The 23,015-nt window shown below is 67.2% G+C and carries 24 protein-coding genes; 17 read left to right on the top strand and 7 right to left on the bottom strand.

Features of this window, described 5'->3' with window-relative positions:
- Window positions 1–8: 8 nt before the first annotated feature.
- Window positions 9–3,005 (bottom strand): DUF7527 domain-containing protein, encoded by a 2,997-nt coding sequence (locus AB2U09_RS09305; RefSeq protein ID WP_459192440.1) that lies wholly within the window; start codon window positions 3,003–3,005, stop codon window positions 9–11.
- Between the two features lie 137 nt (window positions 3,006–3,142).
- Here AB2U09_RS09305 and AB2U09_RS09300 point away from each other — a divergent pair, with 137 nt between their 5' ends.
- From AB2U09_RS09300 to ctaD, 3 genes are all read left to right on the top strand, one after another.
- Window positions 3,143–3,547 (top strand): DUF7541 family protein, encoded by a 405-nt coding sequence (locus tag AB2U09_RS09300; RefSeq protein WP_459192439.1) that lies wholly within the window; start codon window positions 3,143–3,145, stop codon window positions 3,545–3,547.
- Window positions 3,548–3,666: 119 nt separating this feature from the next.
- On the top strand, window positions 3,667–3,924 hold the full coding sequence (locus AB2U09_RS09295) for a DUF6684 family protein (protein WP_459192438.1): 258 nt from the start codon (window positions 3,667–3,669) through the stop codon (window positions 3,922–3,924).
- A 222-nt stretch (window positions 3,925–4,146) separates the two neighbouring features.
- Entirely contained in the window at window positions 4,147–5,943 is a 1,797-nt protein-coding gene (gene ctaD, locus AB2U09_RS09290; RefSeq protein ID WP_459192437.1) for a cytochrome c oxidase subunit I, read from the top strand.
- Between the two features lie 139 nt (window positions 5,944–6,082).
- On the opposite strand, the gene AB2U09_RS09285 is transcribed toward ctaD, so the two are convergent.
- On the bottom strand, window positions 6,083–6,214 hold the full coding sequence (locus AB2U09_RS09285) for a hypothetical protein (protein ID WP_459192436.1): 132 nt from the start codon (window positions 6,212–6,214) through the stop codon (window positions 6,083–6,085).
- Window positions 6,215–6,273: 59 nt separating this feature from the next.
- On the opposite strand from AB2U09_RS09285, the gene AB2U09_RS09280 reads away from it, so the two are divergent.
- From AB2U09_RS09280 to AB2U09_RS09245, 8 genes are all read left to right on the top strand, one after another.
- Complete coding sequence (locus AB2U09_RS09280) at window positions 6,274–6,558, top strand: DUF7520 family protein (RefSeq protein WP_459192435.1); 285 nt, start codon at window positions 6,274–6,276, stop codon at window positions 6,556–6,558.
- A gap of 323 nt (window positions 6,559–6,881) precedes the next feature.
- On the top strand, window positions 6,882–7,151 hold the full coding sequence (locus tag AB2U09_RS09275) for an NADH-quinone oxidoreductase subunit J (protein ID WP_459192434.1): 270 nt from the start codon (window positions 6,882–6,884) through the stop codon (window positions 7,149–7,151).
- Complete coding sequence (locus AB2U09_RS09270; RefSeq protein ID WP_459192433.1) at window positions 7,148–7,519, top strand: hypothetical protein; 372 nt, start codon at window positions 7,148–7,150, stop codon at window positions 7,517–7,519. The genes AB2U09_RS09275 and AB2U09_RS09270 overlap by 4 nt, the downstream gene beginning before the upstream one ends.
- Entirely contained in the window at window positions 7,519–7,824 is a 306-nt protein-coding gene (gene nuoK / locus AB2U09_RS09265; RefSeq protein WP_459192432.1) for an NADH-quinone oxidoreductase subunit NuoK, read from the top strand. Before AB2U09_RS09270 ends, nuoK begins: the two co-directional genes overlap by 1 nt.
- Before the next feature lies 1 nt (window position 7,825).
- Entirely contained in the window at window positions 7,826–9,901 is a 2,076-nt protein-coding gene (gene nuoL / locus AB2U09_RS09260; protein ID WP_459192431.1) for an NADH-quinone oxidoreductase subunit L, read from the top strand.
- On the top strand, window positions 9,901–11,514 hold the full coding sequence (locus AB2U09_RS09255) for a complex I subunit 4 family protein (RefSeq protein WP_459192430.1): 1,614 nt from the start codon (window positions 9,901–9,903) through the stop codon (window positions 11,512–11,514). Before nuoL ends, AB2U09_RS09255 begins: the two co-directional genes overlap by 1 nt.
- Entirely contained in the window at window positions 11,508–13,037 is a 1,530-nt protein-coding gene (locus AB2U09_RS09250) for an NADH-quinone oxidoreductase subunit N (protein WP_459192429.1), read from the top strand. The genes AB2U09_RS09255 and AB2U09_RS09250 overlap by 7 nt, the downstream gene beginning before the upstream one ends.
- Before the next feature lie 149 nt (window positions 13,038–13,186).
- Window positions 13,187–13,489, top strand: a complete 303-nt coding sequence (locus AB2U09_RS09245) for a hypothetical protein (RefSeq protein WP_459192428.1) — start codon at window positions 13,187–13,189, stop codon at window positions 13,487–13,489.
- 21 nt (window positions 13,490–13,510) lie between these two features.
- Here the strand turns inward: AB2U09_RS09245 and AB2U09_RS09240 are convergent, their stop codons facing one another.
- From AB2U09_RS09240 to AB2U09_RS09230, 3 genes are read right to left on the bottom strand one after another with little or no spacing between them, the layout of a single operon-like run.
- Window positions 13,511–13,867 carry a hypothetical protein gene (locus AB2U09_RS09240; RefSeq protein ID WP_459192427.1) on the bottom strand — a complete coding sequence of 119 codons (357 nt, stop codon included), beginning with the start codon at window positions 13,865–13,867 and terminating at the stop codon, window positions 13,511–13,513.
- Entirely contained in the window at window positions 13,868–14,146 is a 279-nt protein-coding gene (locus AB2U09_RS09235) for a hypothetical protein (RefSeq protein ID WP_459192426.1), read from the bottom strand.
- A gap of 48 nt (window positions 14,147–14,194) precedes the next feature.
- Window positions 14,195–14,668 carry a redoxin domain-containing protein gene (locus AB2U09_RS09230; RefSeq protein WP_459192425.1) on the bottom strand — a complete coding sequence of 158 codons (474 nt, stop codon included), beginning with the start codon at window positions 14,666–14,668 and terminating at the stop codon, window positions 14,195–14,197.
- A 128-nt stretch (window positions 14,669–14,796) separates the two neighbouring features.
- Here AB2U09_RS09230 and AB2U09_RS09225 point away from each other — a divergent pair, with 128 nt between their 5' ends.
- The gene (locus AB2U09_RS09225; RefSeq protein WP_459192424.1) at window positions 14,797–15,744 is read left to right on the top strand and encodes a mechanosensitive ion channel family protein; all 948 of its coding nucleotides are present in this window, start codon (window positions 14,797–14,799) and stop codon (window positions 15,742–15,744) included.
- A 22-nt stretch (window positions 15,745–15,766) separates the two neighbouring features.
- Here AB2U09_RS09225 and surE read toward each other — a convergent pair whose 3' ends face one another.
- Window positions 15,767–16,630 (bottom strand): 5'/3'-nucleotidase SurE, encoded by an 864-nt coding sequence (surE, locus tag AB2U09_RS09220; RefSeq protein ID WP_459192423.1) that lies wholly within the window; start codon window positions 16,628–16,630, stop codon window positions 15,767–15,769.
- A 139-nt stretch (window positions 16,631–16,769) separates the two neighbouring features.
- Here surE and AB2U09_RS09215 point away from each other — a divergent pair, with 139 nt between their 5' ends.
- Complete coding sequence (locus AB2U09_RS09215; RefSeq protein WP_459192422.1) at window positions 16,770–17,315, top strand: NUDIX hydrolase; 546 nt, start codon at window positions 16,770–16,772, stop codon at window positions 17,313–17,315.
- 30 nt (window positions 17,316–17,345) lie between these two features.
- On the opposite strand, the gene AB2U09_RS09210 is transcribed toward AB2U09_RS09215, so the two are convergent.
- Complete coding sequence (locus AB2U09_RS09210; RefSeq protein ID WP_459192421.1) at window positions 17,346–18,716, bottom strand: cytochrome P450; 1,371 nt, start codon at window positions 18,714–18,716, stop codon at window positions 17,346–17,348.
- 110 nt (window positions 18,717–18,826) lie between these two features.
- Here AB2U09_RS09210 and AB2U09_RS09205 point away from each other — a divergent pair, with 110 nt between their 5' ends.
- The 4 genes from AB2U09_RS09205 (at window position 18,827) to AB2U09_RS09190 (ending at window position 22,993) form a co-directional block, all read left to right on the top strand.
- Window positions 18,827–19,495 (top strand): O-methyltransferase, encoded by a 669-nt coding sequence (locus tag AB2U09_RS09205; protein WP_459192420.1) that lies wholly within the window; start codon window positions 18,827–18,829, stop codon window positions 19,493–19,495.
- Between the two features lie 109 nt (window positions 19,496–19,604).
- On the top strand, window positions 19,605–20,207 hold the full coding sequence (locus tag AB2U09_RS09200) for a chemotaxis protein CheC (RefSeq protein WP_459192419.1): 603 nt from the start codon (window positions 19,605–19,607) through the stop codon (window positions 20,205–20,207).
- A 133-nt stretch (window positions 20,208–20,340) separates the two neighbouring features.
- Complete coding sequence (locus AB2U09_RS09195; RefSeq protein WP_459192418.1) at window positions 20,341–21,996, top strand: long-chain fatty acid--CoA ligase; 1,656 nt, start codon at window positions 20,341–20,343, stop codon at window positions 21,994–21,996.
- 61 nt (window positions 21,997–22,057) lie between these two features.
- The gene (locus tag AB2U09_RS09190; RefSeq protein WP_459192417.1) at window positions 22,058–22,993 is read left to right on the top strand and encodes a calcium/sodium antiporter; all 936 of its coding nucleotides are present in this window, start codon (window positions 22,058–22,060) and stop codon (window positions 22,991–22,993) included.
- Window positions 22,994–23,015: the final 22 nt, after the last annotated feature.

The following is a 23,015-nucleotide window of genomic DNA, read 5'->3' as shown; positions in this document are numbered from 1 at the left end:
TTTTCGTTTTACAGTTCGGGGACGGCCAGGTGGAACTGTTCTTCGCGCGCCTCGACCAGACAGAGGTGATACCCCTGCTTGCGCGAGAGCTTGACGAAGCTCTCGCGTTTGTCGCGGCTGAGCAGCCCGCCGCTGGTCGCCTCCGCGGCCGTCTCCAGCGCGCCGGGCTCGAAGAAGCTCGACGTGACGAGGAACGAGGCACCCAGCGTCTCCGTCGACTCGCCGACGTGCGAGGAGGCGGTGACCAGCGAGGACATCATGCTCTCGCTCGCGGCCTGCCGGGAGTCGTTCATGTTCGCGGTCAGCAGGGGGTTGCCCATCCGGTCGCGCATCACGACGTCGAACGACTCCTGGCTGCGCCGCTCCTGACCGTCCTCGGTGTACTCCGTGGAGACGACGCCGTTGAGCTCCGCCCGGTCGATCTTCGGGATCGCGTCGTACAGCGCCTGTAGCTCGGCCACCTTGCCGGTGCCCCGGATCTCGTAGAGCAGGTGGTTGACGACCCAGGTGACAAAGCGGAACTGGATCGTCTCGCGGAGGAACTCGTCGAACGGGCGGCCGCCGACGGAGACGTTGTCGCGGTCGAACTGCGTGTGGTATTCGAGCCCGAGGTTCTGGGCGACCTCCTCGCGAGTCGCCTCGCCGGCGTGGGCCGTCTCCAGCGTCGCCTCGCCCTTCGACTCGTACCGGACGAAGAGGTTGGTCTGGTCGAGCGCCTCGCCCGGGCTCATCCGGCGCTCGGCGTCGACCGCGTCGCCGAACTCGGCCTCGATGTCTTCCAGCTGGGATTCGAGCCGGCCGACCTCGGCTTCGAGGTCGTCGACTTCCGTCGCGAGTTCGTCCCGTTCGCTTTCGAGGCGGTCGCGCTCGGACTCGACGCGGTCGAGCTGGGACTGGAGGTCGTCGCGCTCCGACCGGAGGGCGTCCAGCTCCGCGCGGAGGTCGTCGCGCTCGGACTCGGCGTTCGCCAGGTCCGCTTCGAGCCGCTCGATCTCGGCCTCGCGGTCTTCGAGCTCCGCCTCCAGGTCGGCGACCCGGGCGTCGGAGGTGTCGGGCCCTGCGCCGGCCGACCGCGCGTCCCCGTTCGCTCGCTCTCGACGGCTGTCCGTGGCGTCTCTGTTCGCCGGGTCGGCCGACGAGCGGTCACGACCGGCCTGGCGACCGTTCTGCCGACCGCCGCCCGGCTCCGCCGGCCCGTTCGTCGAACTGGGAGGCCGCTCCTCGGACGTCGACGGAGCAGCGCCCGTGCCACGCGACGGCGAGTCGTCCGCGGTCCGTGCCGAGGCCGACGAGGATTCGCCCCCGGACTGCCGCGACGTCGTCTTGGCGGGGTCAAGCGACGGGATCGAGTGGGTCGCCAGCTGTTCCGGCGTCCCGCTCGAGCTGGCGCCGACCCCACCGCTCGCCCCGGCGTCGGGACTTCGGGCCGGTCCGGCGCTCTGTCCCGTCGGGCCGTTCGTATCGGCCGCCGGACCCTGTGATCCGGCGGAACCGGTTCGTTCGGGACTCGTCTCGGGCTCGGGGTCGACCGGCCGTGAGTCCGTCGTCCGATTCGTCTCGCGTCGGTCGGCCGCATCGGTCTCCGCAGGCCCCTCGGTTCGGGCGCTGCGTTCGCGCTCGTTCTCCGTGGACCGGCCGGTCCGATCGGTCCGGTCACGGTCGGTGTCCGCGGCACGGTCAGTTCGGTCGCGAGCGCGGTCCGGTTCCCGTTCTGTCGACCCTTCCGTCCGGCTTCGTTGGCGGTCGGGCTCCGTCGAGCGCTCGGTCCGGTCACGGTCCCGTTCTTCCGGCCCCTCTCTACGCGGACTCGGCGAACTGTCGTTGGCGTCCCGATCACGTTCGCGCGCCCGCCCGGTCGACGCCTCGGTCCGGGAGTCGTCGTCACGAACGCCGTCCCGTTCGGACCCGGTCGGTTCGTCGCGGTCGTCGCGACGACTGTTCCGAGCCGACTCGCTCCGACGAGCAGACCGGTCGCTCGAATCGTCCGCCGCGCTCCCTGCTCGGTCCGTATCGACTGGATCGGTATCGGCACCGACGTCGTCCGACCGCGATCGTTCATCGGACGCACGCGCGGTCGATTCCTGAGCCCCGCTCTCGACGGCGTCGTCTCCTTCGCGCGCGGCCGGTGTCGTCGTGTCCGCGCCCGAATCGGGCGCCGGCTCCTCCGTCGTCGGATCGGCGCCGGCGTCCGCTCCCGCGTGTGACTCCGCGTCGTCGTCGCCCGGCACGGCACTTGCCCCGGCCGACTCTGCGTCCGTCGAGTCGTCCGCGGCGGGCCGGTCCGTCCCCGCTGTCCGATCTGGAGCGGCCGTCTCGTCCGTATCGACCGGTGGGTCTTCGGCGGTGGAATCGTCGACCGACGAACTCTCGTCGACGACCCCGTCGCCCGTGTCGGATGACTCGTCGGTCACGTCGCCAGCGACGCCGCCGGCCCCTACGTCGTCCTCGCCCGCGTCGTCGGGTTCGACATCGGGGATCTCGACGGGGTCGATCTCCGCAGGGCGGACGTGGAAGATGCCGACCTCGTCGTCGGCCTGTTCGAAGGCCTCGTCGTCGGTGAGTAGCTGTCCGCTGTTGCCCACCCACGCGACGGCCATCGAGCGGCCGCGGTGGTAGACGACGTAGTAGTCGCCGCTGAGGACGTTCTCGGACAGTTCCACGAAGCCAGTGAATCCCCCGTCGGAGAGCGTGTCGTCGACCTCCGTGAGCGGCGTGTCCTCGGAGTAGTACTTGGCGCGGACCTCGTCGTTGCGTTCCTGCATGAGCGCCAGTAGCGGGAGCGCCGGCGAGGGGGCCTCGTAGGCCGTCCCCGTCGCGCCCTCGAACGAGTCGATGTCGCCGTCGAGGATGCCGACGACCGTGCCGTTGAGCATACAGAGCTTGGCACCGCCGGCCTCGACGATCCCCGAAAACTCCCCCTCGGCGAGGTCGTGCAGGCCGCGGTACCCGTCACGGAACGGCGACGACTCCCACTCGGCGAACTGCTCCACAGCGCGCGTGGTCATTGTCTACGACAAGCCCCATGCGAACCAAATACTTTGCGCCCACGGTCCGCCGCGACCTCTCGATCGAGTGATGCGACGGGCGCCTCGCGGACGACGAGTCCGGTGTGCCTATGACCCGTCGGAACGAACGCGAGGGTATGGAAGAACAACCGGGACTGTCTGACCAGTATCGGACGGCCAGCCCGTGGCCGTTGCTCGTGGCCGTGGGCTTCGCCCTCGCGGAGCTGGGCGTCTTCCTCGGCGTGTTCCCCATCGCGGTCGGCGGCGTCCTCCTGCTCGGAGGCAGCGTCGCCGGCATCCTCGCCGAGTCCGGGTACGCCCGGCGGCCCTGGCGGACCCTCGCAATACTCGGTGTGGGATTCGCCGTGCTCGGAGCGGTGCTCGTCGCGACGCAGGTCTCGCTCTCGTCACCGGATCTGCTCGGCGTCGTCGCCGACCCCAACGGCATCACCGGCCGTGGACTGGCGATCGCGGTCGCGGGTGTGATGCTGGTCGTCGCGGGCGGGGTCAGTCAGGCGGCCGGGCGGAACAGCGGCCTCTGATCGTCGTCTGACCGGGCGAAGTCCGCCCGTTGACTCCGCAGCCGGATCCCACCCGCGAGGTCGGCGCTCGCCGGCGCGAATCACCAAGCTATTTATTCGCGTCGCCGAACCCCATAGGTATGTCAGAGAAGGTATTCGACCGCGAGACGCTGCTGGACCTGACGGTCAACTTCATCCCGCTCGCAATTTTGCTCTTCTTCATCGGCGCGTTCGTCCTGTTCACGCCCTGGGGCGTCGATCCGCTCATTTCGGGCCTGCAGTTCACCATCGTCGGCGGCACAGCTATCCTCCTCGTTATCCTCACCTACTACGCGGGCAAGGCAATCTCGTCCGCGGAGATGGAGATGGAAGCCGAGCACGGTCACGAAGCCGAGTAACTTCCTCCGCCGCCGCTGTCTCCGATCCGAAACCGACAGCCGATTTTCTTCTCGGTTCTCTCCCGGCCGACCAGTCTCTGGTCCCGGTCGCGTAGACGACCCGCAGGGAATCGATATCGCGCGCTTAACCTTCACTATCTTCTATTTTGGATGGGGGAAGCGAACGGATTCGGGAGAAGGGTTTCCTAACCATTCATATGGCCCCAGTCCCGAGGTTCGAGCATGGCATCAGGGCAGCTCGTGCTAACGGTGTTGATGGGGGTCTTCCTCGTCGGCATCGCCGCTTTCCTCTCCCGTGTCGAAAACTGGCGTACGTACACTCCGCTGGCGAGCGGTGGCGGCGGCTACGGCGAGGCCGGCGGCCACGTCCACCGCGAGAAGCCGGCCGGCATCATCCGCTGGTTGACGACGGTCGACCACAAGGACATCGGTATCCTCTACGGTACCTACGGCGTCATCGCGTTCGCCGTCGGGGGCCTGATGGCCTTCGGCATCCGGATGCAGCTGATCGCGCCGGGCGGCGCGCTCTTCGAGAACGGCTTCTACAACGCCATCATGACCAGCCACGGGATCACGATGCTGTTCCTGTTCGGGACGCCCATCCTCGCGGCGTTCTCGAACTACTTCATCCCGCTGCTGATCGGCGCCGACGACATGGCGTTCCCCCGGATCAACGCCATCGCCTTCTGGCTGCTCCCACCCGGCGCGCTGCTTGTCTGGGCCGGCTTCTTCCTCCCGGGGATGACGGGCGCCCAGACCGCGTGGACGATGTACACGCCGCTGTCGGTCGAACAGACCAACGCCGGCGTCGACCTCATGCTGCTCGGCCTGCATCTCACCGGTGTCTCCGCGACGATGGGCGCGATCAACTTCATTGCGACTATCTTCACGGAACGCGACGACGACGTGACCTGGGCGAACCTCGACATCTTCTCGTGGACCGTGCTCACCCAGTCGGCGCTCATCCTCTTCGCGTTCCCGCTGCTGGGCAGCGCGATCGTCATGCTCCTGCTCGACCGCAACCTCGCGACGACGTTCTACGCGGTCGGCGAAGGCGGCGGCCCGATCCTCTGGCAGCACCTGTTCTGGTTCTTCGGCCACCCCGAAGTGTACATCCTCGTGCTCCCGCCGATGGGCCTGGTCAGCTACATCCTGCCGAAGTTCTCCGGCCGCAAGCTGTTCGGGTTCAAGTTCGTCGTCTACTCGACGCTGGCCATCGGCGTGCTGAGCTTCGGCGTCTGGGCCCACCACATGTTCACGACGGGGATCGACCCCCGTCTGCGGGCCTCGTTCATGGCCGTCTCGCTAGCGATCGCGATACCGTCGGCCGTCAAGACGTTCAACTGGATCACGACGATGTGGAACGGCCGCCTGCGCCTGACGACGCCGATGCTGTTCTGTATCGGCTTCGTCTCGAACTTCATCCTCGGGGGCGTCACCGGCGTCTTCCTCGCGTCGGTCCCCGTCGACCAAGTGCTCCACGACACCTACTACGTCGTCGGTCACTTCCACTACATCGTGATGGGTGCCATCGGCTTCGCCGTCTTCGCCGGCATCTACTACTGGTTCCCCATCTACACCGGGCGGATGTACCAGCGGACCCTCGGGAAGGCCCACTTCTGGCTGTCGATGGTCGGGACCAACATCACGTTCTTCGCGATGCTGTTCCTCGGCTACCTGGGCATGCCTCGTCGCTACGCGACCTACGACTTCAACGAGGCCATCGCGCCGCTGAACATGGTGACCCTCGCCCATCAGGCGGCCTCTGTCGGAGCGATCCTCCTGCTCGTCGGCCAGATCATCTTCGTCTGGAACCTCGTCCAGTCGTGGCTCGAAGCCCCGAAGGTCGAAGACCCCGATCCGTGGGACCTCAAGGAGACCGACCAGCACGGTCGCGAGTTCCAGTGGCACGAGCGCCGCACCACGACCGCGCTCGCCGACGGCGGCGAGGAAGAGGAAGCCGTCACCGACGGCGGCGAAGTGGTCGAGGACGACGCGACCGCCGGCGCGGACAACTGACGACGCGGTTCGACGCTGTCCCGCTTCGAGACTGTTTCTTCGTGCGTTCACGGACCCGAAGCTCCAGCTCCGTGAGTTCTGGATCGGCTGCAGAAAAGGGACCGCAGACGCAAGCTACCGCTGGCGGTGCCTGCGCCGATCAGCTCCCGATGACGAGCACGAACGCCGAGACGGCCATGAGGACCGCGATCGCGGTGAGGACGAACAGGAGCAGTTCTTTCTCCGAGAAGCCGGAGTCGTCGAAGTCGGCGGAGTCGTCGAAGTCGTTCATACCTGACGGTAGCGGTCGTGATGTGAAAAGGCTAACCACCCGGCGGTCCAACTTCGACCGTGACAGTGAACACCGACCGCTCGCCGCTGACCGAGCGCATCGCGGGGCCGCGCGTCGTGTTGGTGGTGTATCTGGCAGTGCTGGGCGTCGCAGCGACGATGGGCGCGCTGCTCGGCTACGTCAATCCCGAGGGCATGGACCCACAGTTGTTCTTCCTGATCGACCTCCCGGCGACGCCGCTCGGGATGGCCGTCTTCGGCGTGGTCACGGTCGGCGTCGGGCTGGGCCTGTTCCTCCTCGCGGTGCGGTACGTCTCCCGGTTCGACGACGACCGGGTCGAGTGAACGTCAGGTCCGCCGTCGGTCACCCAGGCAAGCGTAACTGGTGAACTCTGTGACCGATCCCCGTCTCTTTGTGACCGATCCCCGTCTCTTTGTGACCGATTCCCGTGCGATCGGCCGTCGATCGAGCGCGCGCGAGCCGTGTGAGGGGTTCGATTCGCGTTCCCGGCCTCCGAGAACGGGCCCTGACCGAACACGTGGGGCGGTCGCTGGCGATCGCGAAGCCGTTTGCGTCGAATCGCTAACGGTTTCGGGCGCGTGAGCGGCCACGCGCGGGACGATACAGAAATCTTCAAAGGGCGTCCGGTAGGAGTTTCGGGACAACGATGGCATTGCTCGAGTCAATCGCGTTTGCGCTGTTCGCCGTAGTTACACTGGGGAGCAGCATCGGCGTCGTGGTGGTACGCGACGTCTGGCACTCGGCGCTGATGCTCGGCGTGGCGCTGCTGTCGGTCGCAGTGCACTACGTCATGTCACAGGCCGAGTTCATCGCCGCGATGCAAATACTGGTGTACGTCGGTGGGGTCATCATCCTCATCACGTTCGCCGTGATGCTCACCGAGAACGAGTCTCAGCCCGACGAGGTGGCAACATGACCACCCGACCGCGGCTGGCGACCGACGTCAACTACGTCAACGGGCTGGCCGCGCTGGCGCTGTTCGCCGTCATGGCCTACGTCTTCGTGATGAGCGAACTCACCCAGCCTACCGGATTCGCTGAGGGGAGCATCACCGCCAGCATCGGCTACGCGATGTTCGACATGCCGAGCCAGGCGGCTATCGAGTCTGAGAGCTTCCTGGCCGTCTTCGAGATTATCGACATCGTCCTCGTCGCCGCGCTGGTCGCTGCCGTCATGCTCGCCCGCCGCGAGGACGACGAGAGCACGGTCACCGCGCTCGCCGATGGCGGCCGTCGGATCGTGGGCCGTGCGACCGACCGGTCGTCGGACGGGGGTGACGACTGATGGCGATCCAGCCCACCTACTACCTCCTGCTGTCGGCGGCGATGTTCTGCATCGGCGTCTACGGCATCCTCACGCGCCGGAACGCACTGCTGTTCCTGATGTCCGTGGAGTTGATGCTCAACGCGGCGAACATCAACCTCGTCGCCTTCTCGTTCTACCACGGGAACCTCACGGGACAGGTGTTCTCGCTGTTCACGATGGCGCTGGCCGCCGCCGAGGTGGCGGTCGGCATCGGTATCATCCTCGTACTGTATCGTAACTTCGAGGGCGTCGACGTCACGAAAGCCGCAACGATGAGGTGGTAAGATGGCAGGTGCATTCCAATTCGTTCCCGCGATCGCAGCGCTCCCGTTCCTTGGCTTCATCATCGCCCTGTTCGCCGGGCAGTACTTGCCGAAGCGCGGCGCCGAGGCGGGAATCATCGCGACGGCCGGCTCGCTCGTCCTCTCGATCTGGACGGCGCTGACCGTCGCCGGGATCACGGGCTCCGAGACGGTCTACAACGAGAACCTCTACACGTGGGTCGCAGGCGTGGCCGACGGCGCGCTCACCCTGCGACTGGGCGTGCTCGTCGACCCGCTGACGGCCCTGATGCTCGTCATCGTCTCGCTGATCGCCCTGCTCGTTCACATCTTCTCGCTCGGGTACATGAACGACGAGGGCGAGACGGGCCTGCCCCGCTACTACGGCGGCCTCGGCCTGTTCACGGCGAGCATGCTCGCGTTCGTCTTCTCGAACAACATCCTGATGGCGTTCATGTTCTTCGAGCTCGTCGGGCTCTGTTCGTTCCTCCTCATCGGGTTCTGGTTCCGCGAGGACGGCCCGCCGTCGGCCGCGAAGAAGGCGTTCCTGGTCACTCGTTTCGGTGACTACTTCTTCCTCATCGGCGTGGTCGGCATCTTCGCCACGTTCGGGACGGGCCTGTTCGCGCCCATCGAGGGCGCCGAACACGCGCTCCACAGCTTCCCGGAACTCGCCGAGGAGGCCATCGTCGACGGCGCGACCGAGGGCATCAACACCTTCGGCTACGAGCCCCAGACGTGGTTCACGGTCCTCGGGCTGCTCGTGCTCGGCGGGGTCGTCGGCAAGTCGGCGCAGTTCCCGCTGCACACGTGGCTGCCCGACGCGATGGAAGGTCCGACGCCGGTCTCCGCGCTCATCCACGCCGCGACGATGGTCGCCGCGGGCGTCTACCTCGTCGCGCGGATGTACGGCTTCTATCTGCTCTCGCCGACGGCGCTGGCGGTCATCGCGCTCATCGGCGGGTTCACGGCCCTGTTCGCGGCAACGATGGGCGTCGTCAAGCAGGAACTCAAGCAGGTGCTCGCGTACTCGACTATCTCCCAGTACGGCTACATGATGCTCGCGCTGGGCGCGGGCGGCTACACCGCTGCGGTCTTCCACCTGACCACCCACGCGATCTTCAAGGCGCTGCTGTTCCTCGGCGCCGGGTCGGTCATCATCGCCATGCACCACAACGAGAACATGTGGGACATGGGCGGACTCAAAGAGCGGATGCCCGTGACCTACTGGACGTTCCTGTCCGGGTCGCTCGCGCTGGCCGGCATCCTGCCGTTCGCGGGCTTCTGGTCCAAGGACGAGGTGCTGTTCGAGGCCATCGCCCACGGGCTCGGCACCGAGGGCATCCTCGGGAACCTCTACCTGCTGGCCTACGCGATGGGCCTGCTGGCCGTGTTCTTCACGGCGTTCTACACGTTCCGGATGGTCTTCCTGACGTTCCACGGGGACGCCCGGACCGAGACGGCTCGTGACCCCCACGGCGTGCGCTGGAACGTGAAACTGCCGCTGGCGGTGCTCGGCATCGGCGCCGCGACGGTCGGGTTCATCAACATGACGCCGGTCGCGGAGACGCTCGATCTCCACATCGAGTTCCTCCACCAGTGGCTCGGCGGTAACCTCGAAGCCACGTCGGTCCACCACTACACGGGCGAGCACGGGCTGCTCCACGAGACGGCTCACGTCGAGGCGGCCGATCTGTCGCCGCTGATTCCCGGCGCCGTTTCGCTGCTGCTGGCGCTGGCCGGCCTCGGTCTCGCGTGGTCGCTGTACAACGTCCGCGAGCCCGAGGAACACACGGACAAGCTGGGAGGCGCGAAGACGCTGCTCATGCACAACTACTACCAGGACGAGTATCAGGTCTGGCTGGCACAGGGCGTGACGGTCCCGCTCGCGCGAGCGGCGGACAAGTTCGACCAGGGCGTCGTCGACGGCGTCGTCAACGGCGTCAGTAGCGTGAGCCTCTTCACCGGCTCGCGGTTCCGCCGCATCCAGTCGGGCGTCGTCTCGAACTACGCGGCGCTGATGACGCTCTCGCTCGTGTTGCTGCTTGTCGTGTTCGTCGTCGTCGGAGGTGGTGTCTGATGGCGATCGCAGGACCCATCGAGGCGCTGCTGGGCGTGACGCTGCTCGGCGCGTTCGCCGTCTTCCTCGCACCCGACGAGTGGGCGGGCAAGCTCGCCACTGCGGTGAGCCTCGTGCCCGTCGCGATCTCCGTCTGGATGTACTCGGTGTTCGACGGCGCGGGCAACGCCCTCACGGGCGGCGATCTGGCCTTCGCGTCGTCGCTCGGCTGGGTCGGCCTCGGCCGCTACGACATCGCCTGGCAGGTCGGGCTCGACGGTATCAGCATGCCGCTGCTCCTGCTGACGACCGTGCTGACGACGCTGGCACTCGTCAGCTCCTGGACGCCTATCAGCGAGCGCCAGTCGCAGTTCTACGGGCTGATGCTCCTGATGGAGGCCAGCCTCATCGGCGTGTTCTCCGCGCTGGATTTCTTCCTGTGGCTGGTCTTCTGGGAAGCGGTGCTCATCCCGATGTACTTCCTCATCGGCGTCTGGGGCGGCCCGCGCCGGAAGTACGCCGCAATCAAGTTCTTCGTCTACACGAACGTGGCGACGCTGGTCATGTTCGTGGGCTTCATGTCGCTGGTGTTCAGCCTCGGTGACTCCATCTCGACGTTCGGGATGCCCGCGATCACCCAGGCGATCCAAGAGGGAGGCAATCTCTCGGCAGTCGCCGGCATCCAGCCCGCGAACCTGACGCTGATCGCGTTCACGCTCATGTTCGCCGGGTTCGCGGTGAAGGTGCCCGTCTTCCCCGTCCACACGTGGCTGCCGGACGCACACGTCGAGGCGCCGACGCCGGTGTCGGTCATGCTGGCCGGCGTGCTGCTGAAGATGGGGACCTACGCACTGCTGCGGTTCAACTTCACGATGCTCCCCGAGGTCGCCAGCGAAAACGCCGGGATCATCGTCGCCTTCGGCGTGTTGAGCATCATCTACGGTGCGATGCTCGCGCTGGCACAGCAGGACCTGAAGCGCATCGTCGCCTACTCGTCGATCTCGTCGATGGGCTACGTCATCCTCGGGCTGGTCGCCTTCACGCCCCTCGGCTTCGGCGGCGCGACCTTCCAGATGGTCGCCCACGGTCTCATCTCGGGGCTGATGTTCATGACAGTCGGCGTCATCTACAACGAGACGCACACGCGGATGGTCGGGGACATCTCCGGGATCGCCGACCGGATGCCCTGGACCGTCGGCGTGTTCGTCGCCGCGGCGTTCGGCTACATGGGCCTGCCGCTGATGGCCGGCTTCGCCGCCGAGTACCTGATCTTCCAGGGCGCGTTCGCCTCGACGGTCATCCCCGCGGCGCCGCTGGTGACCGCCATCGGGATGTTCGGCATCGTCATCGTCGCCGGCTACCTGCTGTGGGCGATGCAGCGGACCCTGTTCGGCGAGTACAGCCTCGCGACCGACTACGAGGTCACGCGGGCGCCCGTCCACGACGTGGCGCCGCTGGTCGTGCTGCTCGTCCTCGTCATCGCGCTGGGCGTCGACCCCGGCCTCGTCTACGAGATGATCCAGAACGCCGTCGACCCGCTGGTTCCGCCGGGCGCGGCTACGCTCGCGGTTCCGTACGGGGCAGTCGGTGACGCTGCCAGTGCGCTGTTCAACGGGGGTGTCGGCCTATGGTAGTCGACATCGCGGGCATCCGGGTCGCCGATTCGGTGGCCCTGCTCCCGACGCTGCTGCTCGCCGTGACGGCGCTGCTCGTGCTCATCATCGACAGTATCGAGCCGCGTCCGGGCTCCAGCTCCAACGGCGTGCTCGCCGGGCTGTCGACGCTGGGCGCACTCGCGGCGTTCCTCACCGCCGGCTTCTTCCTCGTGGACGGCGTCGGCCAGCCGCGGGGGACGGGCGCTATCGACCTGTTCAACGGGCAGCTGATCGTCGACGGGATGAGCCTGTTCTTCGTGGTCATCGTCGGCAGCGTGACCGCGCTCGTCACGCTGGCGAGCTACGACTACCTCGAAGGCGAAGACTACCAGGCGGAGTACTACGCGCTGGTCGTGATGGCCGCGACGGGGATGTCGCTGATGGCTTCGGCCAACAGCCTCGCGACGATCTTCGTCAGCCTCGAACTCTCCAGCCTGCCCTCGTACGCGCTGGTCGCGTTCCTCAAGGACAACCGCGGCAGCGTCGAGGCGGGCCTGAAGTACCTGCTCGTCGGCGCGCTGTCGTCGTCGGTGCTGGTCTACGGGATCAGCCTCGTCTACGCCGCGAGCGGCAGTCTCCGGCTCGAAGCGGTCGCCGAAGGGCTCACTGCCGCGAACGTGCCGGTCGGTATCCTCGGCATCGGCGTCATCATGGTGCTTGCGGGGATCGCGTTCAAGACCGCGAGCGTTCCCTTCCACTTCTGGGCCCCGGAGGCCTACGAGGGCGCACCCGCGCCCATCTCGGCGTTCCTCTCGTCGGCCTCGAAGGCCGCCGGGTTCGTCGTCGGCTTCCGTATCTTCCTGACGGCCTTCCCCGAAGTCGGTGGGCTCGCGGGCGGCGACCCGATGGTCGACTGGATCACCGCGGTGACCGTCCTCGCGGTGGTCACGATGACCGTCGGGAACTTCGCCGCGGCGACCCAGGAGAAGGTCAAGCGGATGCTCGCCTACTCGTCGATCGGCCACGCCGGCTACGTCCTCATCGGGCTGGCCGCGCTGAACGCGCCCGACCAGGGGCTGGTCCTCGGCGCGAGCATGATGCACCTGCTCGTCTACGGGTTCATGAACACCGGTGCGTTCCTGTTCATCGCGCTCACCGAGCACTGGGGCATCGGCCGGACGTTCCAGGACTTCAACGGCCTCTCGAAGCAGGCGCCGCTGGCCTGCGCCGCGATGACCGTCTTCCTGTTCAGCCTCGCGGGCCTGCCCATCGGCGGCGGCTTCATCTCGAAGCTCTACCTGCTGCTGGCGACGGTCAACGCCGGCGCGTGGCTGCTCGGCGCCTCGCTCATCGTCAACAGCGCCCTGTCGCTGTACTACTACAGCAGGGTCGTCAAGGCGATGTGGATCGAGGACCCCAGCGGCGACGTCGAGGTCGACTCCTACCCGAGTTCGCTGTACGCCGCCGTGGTTATCGCGGCCGTGCTGACGTTCGCAATGTTGCCCGCGTTCGGCCTGCTGTCGCCGAGCGCCTTCGACGCCGCGAGCGTCCTGTTCGGCTGACCGGCGGCTGATTCTTCTCGTCGCGTTCGGATTTCGGTTTGGGGCTGTAACGGTGACCGCGAGCAACGGCAGTCGGTCGCCGCGGACGACACCGAACAGTTTTCGGGCATCGGCGAGAAAACAATTGTCAGTGACAGGAATGGTGCGTCGTGGGTGACGAAGACGAGCAGGCGCGGCGACGGCGGCTGGCCGCGCTGTCATATCTGGCGATGCCGGTGAGTGGACTCCTCGTCCGGTACACGACCGAGCCGAGCGAGCGCGACGAGTTCCACGCGCTCCAGAGCGTCTTCCTCGGTATCGGACTGCTGTTGCTCTTTCCGGTCGCGCTGTTCGTCGGAGAACTGTATTTCCCGGCGGCGATCGCCGTCTGGGTCGTCGCGGTGCTCACGGCGTACAACGGGATGGCCTTCGAGTTCCCGATCGTCGGGCCGCTCGCTCGCGAGCGGACGTGAGCGGGACGGAGAGGCCGCGACTTACTCAGCGGCCACTTCGATCTCGTCGAGGTAGTGCGTCGCGTCCGCTTCCCAGACGACGGCGACGCCGAGCGAGAGATACAGCGACTGGGGCACCTCGTCGGGTTCCCAGTCGAAGGTGTACTCCCGCCACCCCTCGGAGAGGTGTAGCGGTTCGCGCAGCCCGCCGTAGGGCGACTGCGGGATAGCCGAGGAGTTGGCGCCGGGATCGGGGAAGTCGCCCTCTTCGCTCGGTTCCTCGGGACCGAGGTAGGCGACGACGTTGCGGAGCGTATTGAAGCTCTCCGACTCGCTCCAGGCCTCGAAGGAGACCGAGAAGGTCGACGGGTCCTCGGGCGCCGGGATTTCGGCCGTCACCTAGGCGGTCCCGTCGTCGTGGTCGCCCTCGGTGAACACTTCGAGGCTCCACTCGCCCGCCGCGGCCTGGTCCTGAGTGAGCGAGATGTCCCACTCGAACTCGGAGTTTTCCTCCTCGGGCCCGATGTGGCTGTGTTCGGACCAGCGCTCGTTCGATTCCTCGAAGCCGTCGGCGAACAGCGTGTCGTCTCCCGGCGCGGTGGAACACCCGGCGACCGCGGCGCCGGTCAGCAGGGCGCCGCTCCTGAGCAGGGATCGTCGTGAAAATCGTGTAGACACTCGCTGCCGTTCTCACATCCGTCTGATAAGGATTTGGAACGCGAGACGTCAGACCGATTCGACCGCGTCGAGTAGTGCGTCGTAGTCGGGTTCGTTGGTCGGATCGTCGGCGACCCACTCGTAGGTCACGGTGCCCTCGTCGTCGATGACGAAGACGGCGCGGTTGGCGATGTCGTGCAGCCCGAGGTCGGCGATGTCCATCTCGAGGTCGTACTCGCGGATGGCGTCGCCGTCCATGTCGCTGACGAGGTCGAACTCGATGCCGTGTTCCTCGCGGAACGCGCCCTGCGAGAACGGCGAGTCGGCGCTGACGCCGAGGACCGTCGCGCCCGCGTCCTCGAACTCGTCGAGGCGGTCCTGGAAGGCCACCATCTCGTTGGTGCAGGGGGGCGTGAACGCCCCGGGGAAGAAGGCGAGGACGACCGGGCCGTCGCCGATGTGGTCGGCGAGGTCGAAGTCCTCGTGGTCACTCGTGCCGAGCGTCGCGGTGAACGTCGGGGCGGAATCTCCTGTCGAAACCATCACGGAGTGGTTCGACCGCCTCCCGAATAAATCACCCACCGAACGGATTCACCGCCGCTCCGCCGAACCGTTGGAGCGCCACGCCCGGCCGGGAGAACTTTGTGCCGTCGCTCCCAGCGGACGTGCAGATGCGACGGGTCGGATACCTCTCATTGCTGGGCGCCGTCGGTGCCGCGGTCGCAAGCTGGCTCGTCCCCGCAGTCCTCGAACCGCGCAGCCTCTGGGGGCTCTCGGCCGAGCACGTCGCGACCACCGCGCTGACCGGGGCGAGCGTCGTCCTCGCGACCTACGGCGCCTACCGCGTCGTGGGCGGGTGGCTCACCGAACGCGCGGCGTCGAAGCGACGGCGCCACGATCTGAAAAACATTCTCCGGCTCGCCTTCGGAACGGTTGGACTGGTCGGCCTGCTCGGCGTCGTCACCGAGCAGTGGCTCGGCGTCCTCTTCTCGCTGGGCGTCGTGGGCTTCGGGATCACGTTCGCGCTGCAACAGCCGCTGTTCTCGCTCATCGGGTGGGTGTACATCATGGTCAACCGGCCGTATCAGGTCGGCGACCGGGTCGCCATCGACGAGTCGAAGGGCGACGTCGTCGAGGTGAACTTCCTCGTCACGACGCTGTGGGAGATAAACGGCGAACTCGTCTCGTCGAACCAGCCCTCAGGTCGGGTCATCACGCTCCCGAACTCGGTGGTGCTGTCCTCGCACGTGAAGAACTTTTCGCGGGAGGAGTTCCCCTACGTCTGGAACGAGGTGGCCGTCGAGGTGGCCTACGAGACGGATCTCGCCTTCGCCCGGGAGACGATGATCCGGATCGCCGACGAGGTGGTCGGCGACGAGATGGAACGCAGCGTCGAACGGTACCGCAAGCGGCTGGCCCAGACGCCGGTCGAACTCGAAGTGCAGTCCCGGCCGACGGTCAACGTCACCCAGGAAGCGTCGTGGGTGAAGCTGCGCGTCCGGTACGTCGTCCACCCGCGGCGGGGCCAGCGGACGAAGAACGAACTCTACGAGCGGATCCTCGCGGAGTTCAACGACCACCCCGAGCGCGTGAAGTTCCCGGTGAGCCGCAACCGGTGACCCCCCGATCGCAGTACGCCGATCACGCCACCGACCGTTCGCAGCGCTCGTTGTATGCCTCGACCGCCCTGTCGATCACCGGACAGTCGACCGGTGCGACCGGGACCGAGAGCGGCGAGACCGCGATCGCCCCGTCGCGGATAGCCCCCTGTTCCGACTCCGCCGGCAGCGACGAAGGAAGCAGTTCGCCCGGCGCAGGTGATCCATCAGCGAGGCGGTTCTGGGGGCCGTAGTAGTTCTCGAACAGGACTTTCCCGTCGTCGTCCCTGACGGTGGTATCGTAGAAATCGTGCGGTTCGGTCACGCGCATCCGCGCGCCGTCGGTCACCGCTCCCTCCCGGTCCACTGGGACGTTCACGTTCAGCAGGTCCGCGCCGCCCTCGTTGCGACTCTCGACGAGCGCCGGGAGTAGCGAAGCGGCGATTTCGGCAGCGACCGCGTAGCAGAACTCCGCTTCCGGACGCGGCAACAGCGATCCGGGGTCGTACGCCGAGAGGGCGACCGCGGGAACGTCGAGCCACGCGGCCTCGACGGCGGCGCCGACCGTGCCCGACTGGGCGAGGACGTACGACCCGACGTTCGGCCCGTGGTTACAACCGGAGACGACCGCGTCGGGGGTACTATCCAGTCCCCGAAGCCCGAACGCGGCGCAGTCCGCGGGCATGCCGTCGACGGCGTACCCGGCGTCGGTCTCCTCGTAGGAGATTCGACGCTGGCGCGTGCGCCCGACCCCGCTGACGTCTCCCTCCGGCGCGACGACGGTTACGTCTGCCACCTCGGAGAGCCTGTCCGCGACTGCCCGGAGTCCGTGCCCGTCGATGCCGTCGTCGTTCGTCACGAGGACGTGTTCGATCCCCTCACCCAGACCGGCGTCGCTCCCGTCCATTCGTACCCACGAGGGTACAGTCGGACCTTCAAAAAGATACTCCTGGACGGGTGACACGTCGACAGGCGCGAGCGCGGACCAGTGCGAACCGTCGACGGCGCCGGAGACGCTTTTATCCCGCAGTGCCGACTGTATGTCGATGCCGAACACCCCGCCCGACTACTGCCCCGAGTGCGGCGGACGGCTGGAGGCCGTCGACCCGCCGGCCGTCAAGCGCTGCACGGACTGCGGCGAGCACGAGTTCTTCAACCCGATCCCGACCGCGCGGCTGGCCGTGCTCGACGGGGAAGCCGTGCTGCTGGTGAAAGTCGACCTCCCGGACCGCGACCTGTGGGGGACGCCCGGCGGGATGGTCGAGGCCGGCGAAGACCCGGACGTCGCCGGCGTCCGCGAACTCGAAGAGGAGACGACGCTGACCGTCGACCCCGACGACTTAGTCCTCTTTGACGCCCGGACGTTCGTCAAGTTCGAGGCGACCCACAAGACCTGTCTCTGTTACGCCGTCGACGCCGCGGACGTTCGCGGGACGCCTGAGGCCGACGACGAAGTGGCCGAGGCGCGTTTCTGGACGCCCGAAGCGATGGCCGCGGCCGAGGACAGACTGCTCACCAGCTGGCCCGAGGCGTACAGGGACTTGCAGTGGTGGGTCGACGAGGGGCAGGCCGCGCTGGCCCGCGACGGGTAGGCGGAAAGGGACCTGCCCGACGCTGACCCGTCACCGCTTCTCGACGCGCATCTCCATCGTCTGGCGGGGGTGCATCGTCAGTGAGGGCATGAACTCCAGCGGCGTCCTCCCCTGAAAGTCCAGTTCGTACTCGGAGACGACGGTGGCGAGGATGAGCTTCGCCTCAAGCAGCGAGAGGTGTTTCCCGATGCAGTGGCGCGGGCCGCCGCCGAACGGGAAGAAGGCGAACCGCGACCGGTCGGCGCGGCGCTCGGGGCTGAACCGGTCGGGGTCGAACGAGGCGGGGTCGTCCCAGTAGCGCTCGGAGCGGTGGACGCCCCACTGCGGGAGCATGATGACCGACTCCGCCGGGACGCGATAGCCGCCCAGATCCACGGGCTCGGTCGACTCCCGGAAGATCGTGAACACCGGCGGGTAGAGGCGCATCGCCTCGTTGATCACCCGATCGAGGTACTCGAACTCCCCGACGTGTTCCGTCCCGGGGCGGTCTCCAGCTAGCACCTCGTCGACTTCCCGCTGGACGCGGCGCTCTGCCTCCGGATGTTCCGAAAGCAGGAACCACGTGTAGGTCAGCGTCAGCGCGGTCGTGTCGTGGCCGGCCAGCAGCATCGTCATCATCTCGTCGCGGAGCTGAGTCGGGGACTGTTCGCCGCGGTTCTGTGCACGCAACAGCACCGAGAGGAGGTCCATCGGCGGGTCCGCGCCCCCGTCGTTCGCCGAGACGCGCTCGACTCCCTCGACGCCTTCCGTCCTGCGGCGCGTCTCGATGATCTCCTCTAGTACCGTTTCGAGCGTCTCGACGGCGGACTCGAACTCCTCGTCGCCGGGCATCGGCACCCACTCGGGCATCGCGAACCGGAGCGGATCGGGTTCGAACCGCCGACCCAGCGGGTTCAACTGGTCCTGGACGGTCCGGACCCGCTCCGGGGAGAGTTCGACGCCCATCATCAGGTCGAGGATGACGTTCAGCGTGACCCGGGCCATCTCGCTCTCGACGTCGATAGTCTCGCCCGGCGTCCACCGCTCGACCATCGACTCGGCGTGACCGGTGATCCGGTCGGCCATCCCGGAGAGCCGGGCCATCCGGAAGGCGGGATTGGCGAGGTCGCGCTGGCGCTCCCACGTCTCGCCCTCGCTGAGGAGGAGTCCGTCGCCCAGCAGGTCGCCGAGCGCGTCGTTCTGGAAGTCCGGCTTCCGGAAGGCGTCGGCCTCGGAGACGAGGACGCGCTCGACGTCAGCGGGGTCGGTCACCATGTAGGTGTCCATCGGCCCCATGTCGAACAGCGCTACCCCGTCGTAGGCGTCTTCGAGTGCCGCGATGAACGAGAACGGGTCGCGGGCGTACCGGCGGCTGCTCCCGAACAGCGGTTCGCCCTTCGGCCCCGGCGGCGTCTCTGACATGTCCGGGGTTACGGCCCTACCCGTTTGAATCTCTCGACGGGACGGACGGTTCCGGCACGGGCTACCGGAGCGAGGGGCCTTTTTCAGTGCCGGGCGTGAACCACTGTCACATGGCTGCAGACGAACTCCCGGAACTGCTCGAATCGTACGCGACGGCCGTCGGTCCCGGCGCCGACGAGATAATCGAGGAGATGGGCGCGCAGGCCCGCCGCGAGGGGTTCCCGTACGTCGGCCCCGCGGTGGGCGGGTGGTTGGCGATGTGCGCGCGCTTCGCCGACGCCGAGCGGGTCTTCGAGTTCGGGTCGGGCTTCGGCTACTCGGCGTACTGGTTCGCGCGGGAACTCCCGGCCGAGGGCGAGGTCGTGCTGACGGAGATCGACGAGGACGAACTCGACCAGGCCCGCGAGTACCTCGACCGGGGCGGGCTGGCCGACCGCGCGGCGTTCGAACACGGCGACGCCATCGAGACGGTCGAGGAGTACGACGGCCCGTTCGACGTTGTCCTGATCGATTGCCAGAAGGAGCGCTACGCCGAGGCGTTCGAGGCGGTCCGGGAGAAGGTCGCGCCGGGCGGCATCGTCGCGGCCGACAACGCCGTCGCCGGCGGCTCTATCGACGCCGAGCGACTGCGCGACCACTTCGAGGGCGAGGACGTAGAGCTTGACCGGATGACCCGGGGGATCGCGGAATATCTCGAAACCGTCCGCGGCGCCGAGGGCTTCGAGACGACGCTGCTGCCGCTCGGCGAGGGCGTCGCCGTGAGCCAGCGGGAGTGGTGAGCGGCAGGTTGCCCCCGGCCCCGGACGGCGCCAGTCTCGATTGCGAAAATCAGGGGGGACCGCTTATGTGGGTCGGGTCGAAATCCGTCCTCATCCCGCAGGGTCGCCAATGAGTCTGAAGATAGATATCCGTAAACTCGGGTTGTTCAACAAGATGGCAAAGGAGGGCGGCAACAACGTCGCCGGCCATCTGAGCCAGATGACGGGGATGGAGACGGAGATGGAGATCACCAAGATCAACTTCATCGATATCCCCGATATCAAGACTCACGTCGGCCACGCCGAGCAGATCGGCATCAGTATCGAACTGGTCGAACAGCCCCACGGCCACATCCTCTTTCTGCTGGAAGCCGCGAGCGCGAAGGAACTCTCCCACGGAATGATCGGTGACATGGGCGAGACGGACCCGAGTGCGACCGGCTTCACAGACATGGAGCGGTCGGCGATCCAGGAGATCGGCAACATCATGACCAGCGGGTTCATCGACGGCTGGGCGAACGTCCTCCAGACCACCATCGACATCGGACCGCCGAGTTTCATCTTCGGCCCCGGCAGCGGCATGGTCGACGAACTCGTCGGCGACCGCGACAGCGACATGGCGCTCATGTTCGACTCGCACGTCAACGCGCCCGACTCCAACGTCGACGTGAAGGTCTACACGTTCCCGCAACTCGACGAACTCGTCCAGCTGATGCAGCAGATCGAAGTCTGAACGGTCGGCCCGCGCTCGCCGTGGGATTTTCGCTCCGTCACTACCCCCTCTTTCAGCGGCGCCGCCGCGGACGGCGCGTTCCTCCTCGCGAATCTATGTAATGTTCTTATGCCCACGATACGATTGATAACGTATGCCAGGCGGATCCGACCAGACGCTGCGACCGTTCCTGTGGCGTGCCGAGCGACTGTATCCCGAGACGGAGATCGTCTCCCGCACGCACGACGGCATCGTCAGGTACGATTACGCGGAGTACGGCGACCGGACGGCACAGCTGGCCGCGGCGCTGGAGGCGGCGGGCTACGGGGACGGCGAGCGCATCGGCACGTTCTGCTGGAACCACCACCGCCACTTCGAGACCTACTTCGGGGTGCCGGGGTGCGGCGCGCAACTGCACACGATCAACCCGCTGTTGCCCGACAAACACGTCCAGTACATCGTCGAGAACGCCGAAGACCGGACGCTGTTCGTCGACCGCTCGCTGCTTCCGAAACTAGAGGGAGCCGTCGCCGACGACCCGTCTGCGTTCGAGTCCGTCGACCGCTACGTGGTGATGGGCGAGACGGTGCCCGACACGGACCTGGAGGCGGTCGCCTACGAGTCGTTCATCGAAGGCCGGGACACGGACTACGACTGGCCCGAGAACGGTCAGGACCAGGCCGCGGGCATGTGCTACACGTCGGGAACGACCGGGCGGCCGAAGGGCGTCGAGTACACCCAGTCGATGCTGTGGAGTCACACGATGGCGCTCCAGCAGCCTCAGGGGATCCCGGTCGACGACGACGACGTGGTGATGCCGGTCGTGCCGATGTTCCACGTCAACGCCTGGGGCCTGCCGTTCTCGACCACCGCGGGCGGTGGGAAACACGTCTACCCGGGACCGAAACCGGAGCCGGCGGACCTCGCGCGGCTCATCGAGGAGGAGGGCGTCACCATCACCGCCGGCGTACCGACGGTGTGGCTCGGGCTGATGGAGTACGTGAAAGCGAACGACGTGGACCTCTCGGCGCTGGACACGCTGGTCGTCGGCGGGAGCGCCGCCCCCGAAGCGATGATCCGCTTTTTCGACGACCGCGGCGTGGAACTGCTGCACGCCTGGGGGATGACCGAGACCTCGCCGGTCGGGTCGGCGGCCCACCTCAAGGGCGACCTCGCCGATGCCGACTACGAGACACAGCTCGAGAAACGCGCCAAGCAGGGACTGATCACGCCCGGACTGGAGTATCGCGTGATCGACGACGACGGCGAGGAGGTGCCCTGGAACGGCGAGGACTTCGGTGAACTGTGGGTCCGCGGTCCGTGGGTGACGACGGAGTACTTCGGCCGGCCCGAGGCCACCGAGGCGGAGTTCGAGGACGGCTACCTGAAGACGGGCGACGTGGTCTCGGTCGACGAGGACGGCTACATCAAGATCGTCGACCGGGCGAAAGACGTGATCAAGAGCGGCGGGGAGTGGATCTCCTCGCAGGAACTCGAGAACGAACTGATGGCCCACGAGGACGTGAGCGAAGCGGCCGTCATCGGCGTCCCCCACGAGCGCTGGCAGGAACGGCCACTCGCGCTGGTCGTCCCGGTGGATGGGACCGACCGCGACGCGCTGCAGTCGAGCCTCCGCGAGCACATCCTCGAATCGTACCCCAAGTGGTGGGTGCCGGACGCCGTCGTCTTCATCGACGAAGTCCCCAAGACGGCCACCGGGAAGTTCAACAAACAGACGCTACGCGAGGAGTACGGCGACGGATCGCTCGTCGAGGGACGAGTGCCCGAGGACGCAGCGCCCGACATCTGAGGTCTGGGTCGACACCGTGACCACCCGTTTTGATTTGATTGCCGGCCCAACGTAGTGGTAGATGGTCACACCCCTGACGGTGGACGTCGCGTTCGTCGTCGCCGGGGTCGCGGGGCTGTGGCTCGGTGCGGGACAGTTCGTCGCCGGCGCGAGCCGGCTGGCCGGCCGGCTCGGCGTCTCCGGGCTGGTCGTCGGGCTGACGGTCGTTTCGTTCGGCACCTCGGCGCCGGAGTTCGCGGTCACTGTCGACGCGGCGGTGAGCGGACGCGCGGCCATCTCCGTGGGGAACGTAGTTGGATCGAACGTCGTCAACCTCGGGTTCGTCCTCGGCGGCACCGCGCTCGTGGGACAGCTACCGGTCGCCCCGGCGCTGGTCCGCCGTGACGGGGCGATCATGATCGGGACCGTGTTGGCCCTGATCGTCGTCGTTCGCGACTTCACCGTCACGCGGATCGAAGGCGCTGCACTCTTCGCCCTCCTCGTCGCGTACGTCGTCGTGCTCGCACGGACCGACGAGGCGCCGCCGAGCGCCGCGGTCGACCCCGGCGAGTTCCATCGGACGGACATGCTCCGGCTCGTCGGCGGCCTCACGGTGGTGATCGTGGCGGCGCACGCGCTCGTCCTCGGCGCCGCCGACCTGGCGGTCGACCTGGGCGTCTCCGAGTGGGTCGTCGGCGTGACCGTCGTCGCGCTCGGCACGTCGACGCCGGAACTCGTCACTTCGGTCGCAGCAGCCACCCGCGGTCGGGTGAGCCTCGCGGCGGGGAACGTCGTCGGGAGCTGCATCATCAACGTGCTCGGCGTGCTCGGCGTCGCGGGCGTCGCGGCGCCGCTCCCGGTCGGTCCCGAGGGCGTCGAGGGGACGATATGGCTCCTCGGCATCTCCGTCGTCGCGACGCTCCTCCTGTGGACCCGGGAACTGCTGACTCGGTGGGAAGGCGCCCTGCTCGTCGCGCTCAACGTCGCCGATTGGTTGCAGACGCTCCTCCGCCCGTGACCGCCTGTGGGACCTCCGCGTT

This window comes from Halosimplex yunnanense (assembly GCF_054504345.1).
Note: the sequence above shows the minus strand (reverse complement) of the source record. Positions and strands in the feature narration are given on the sequence as shown.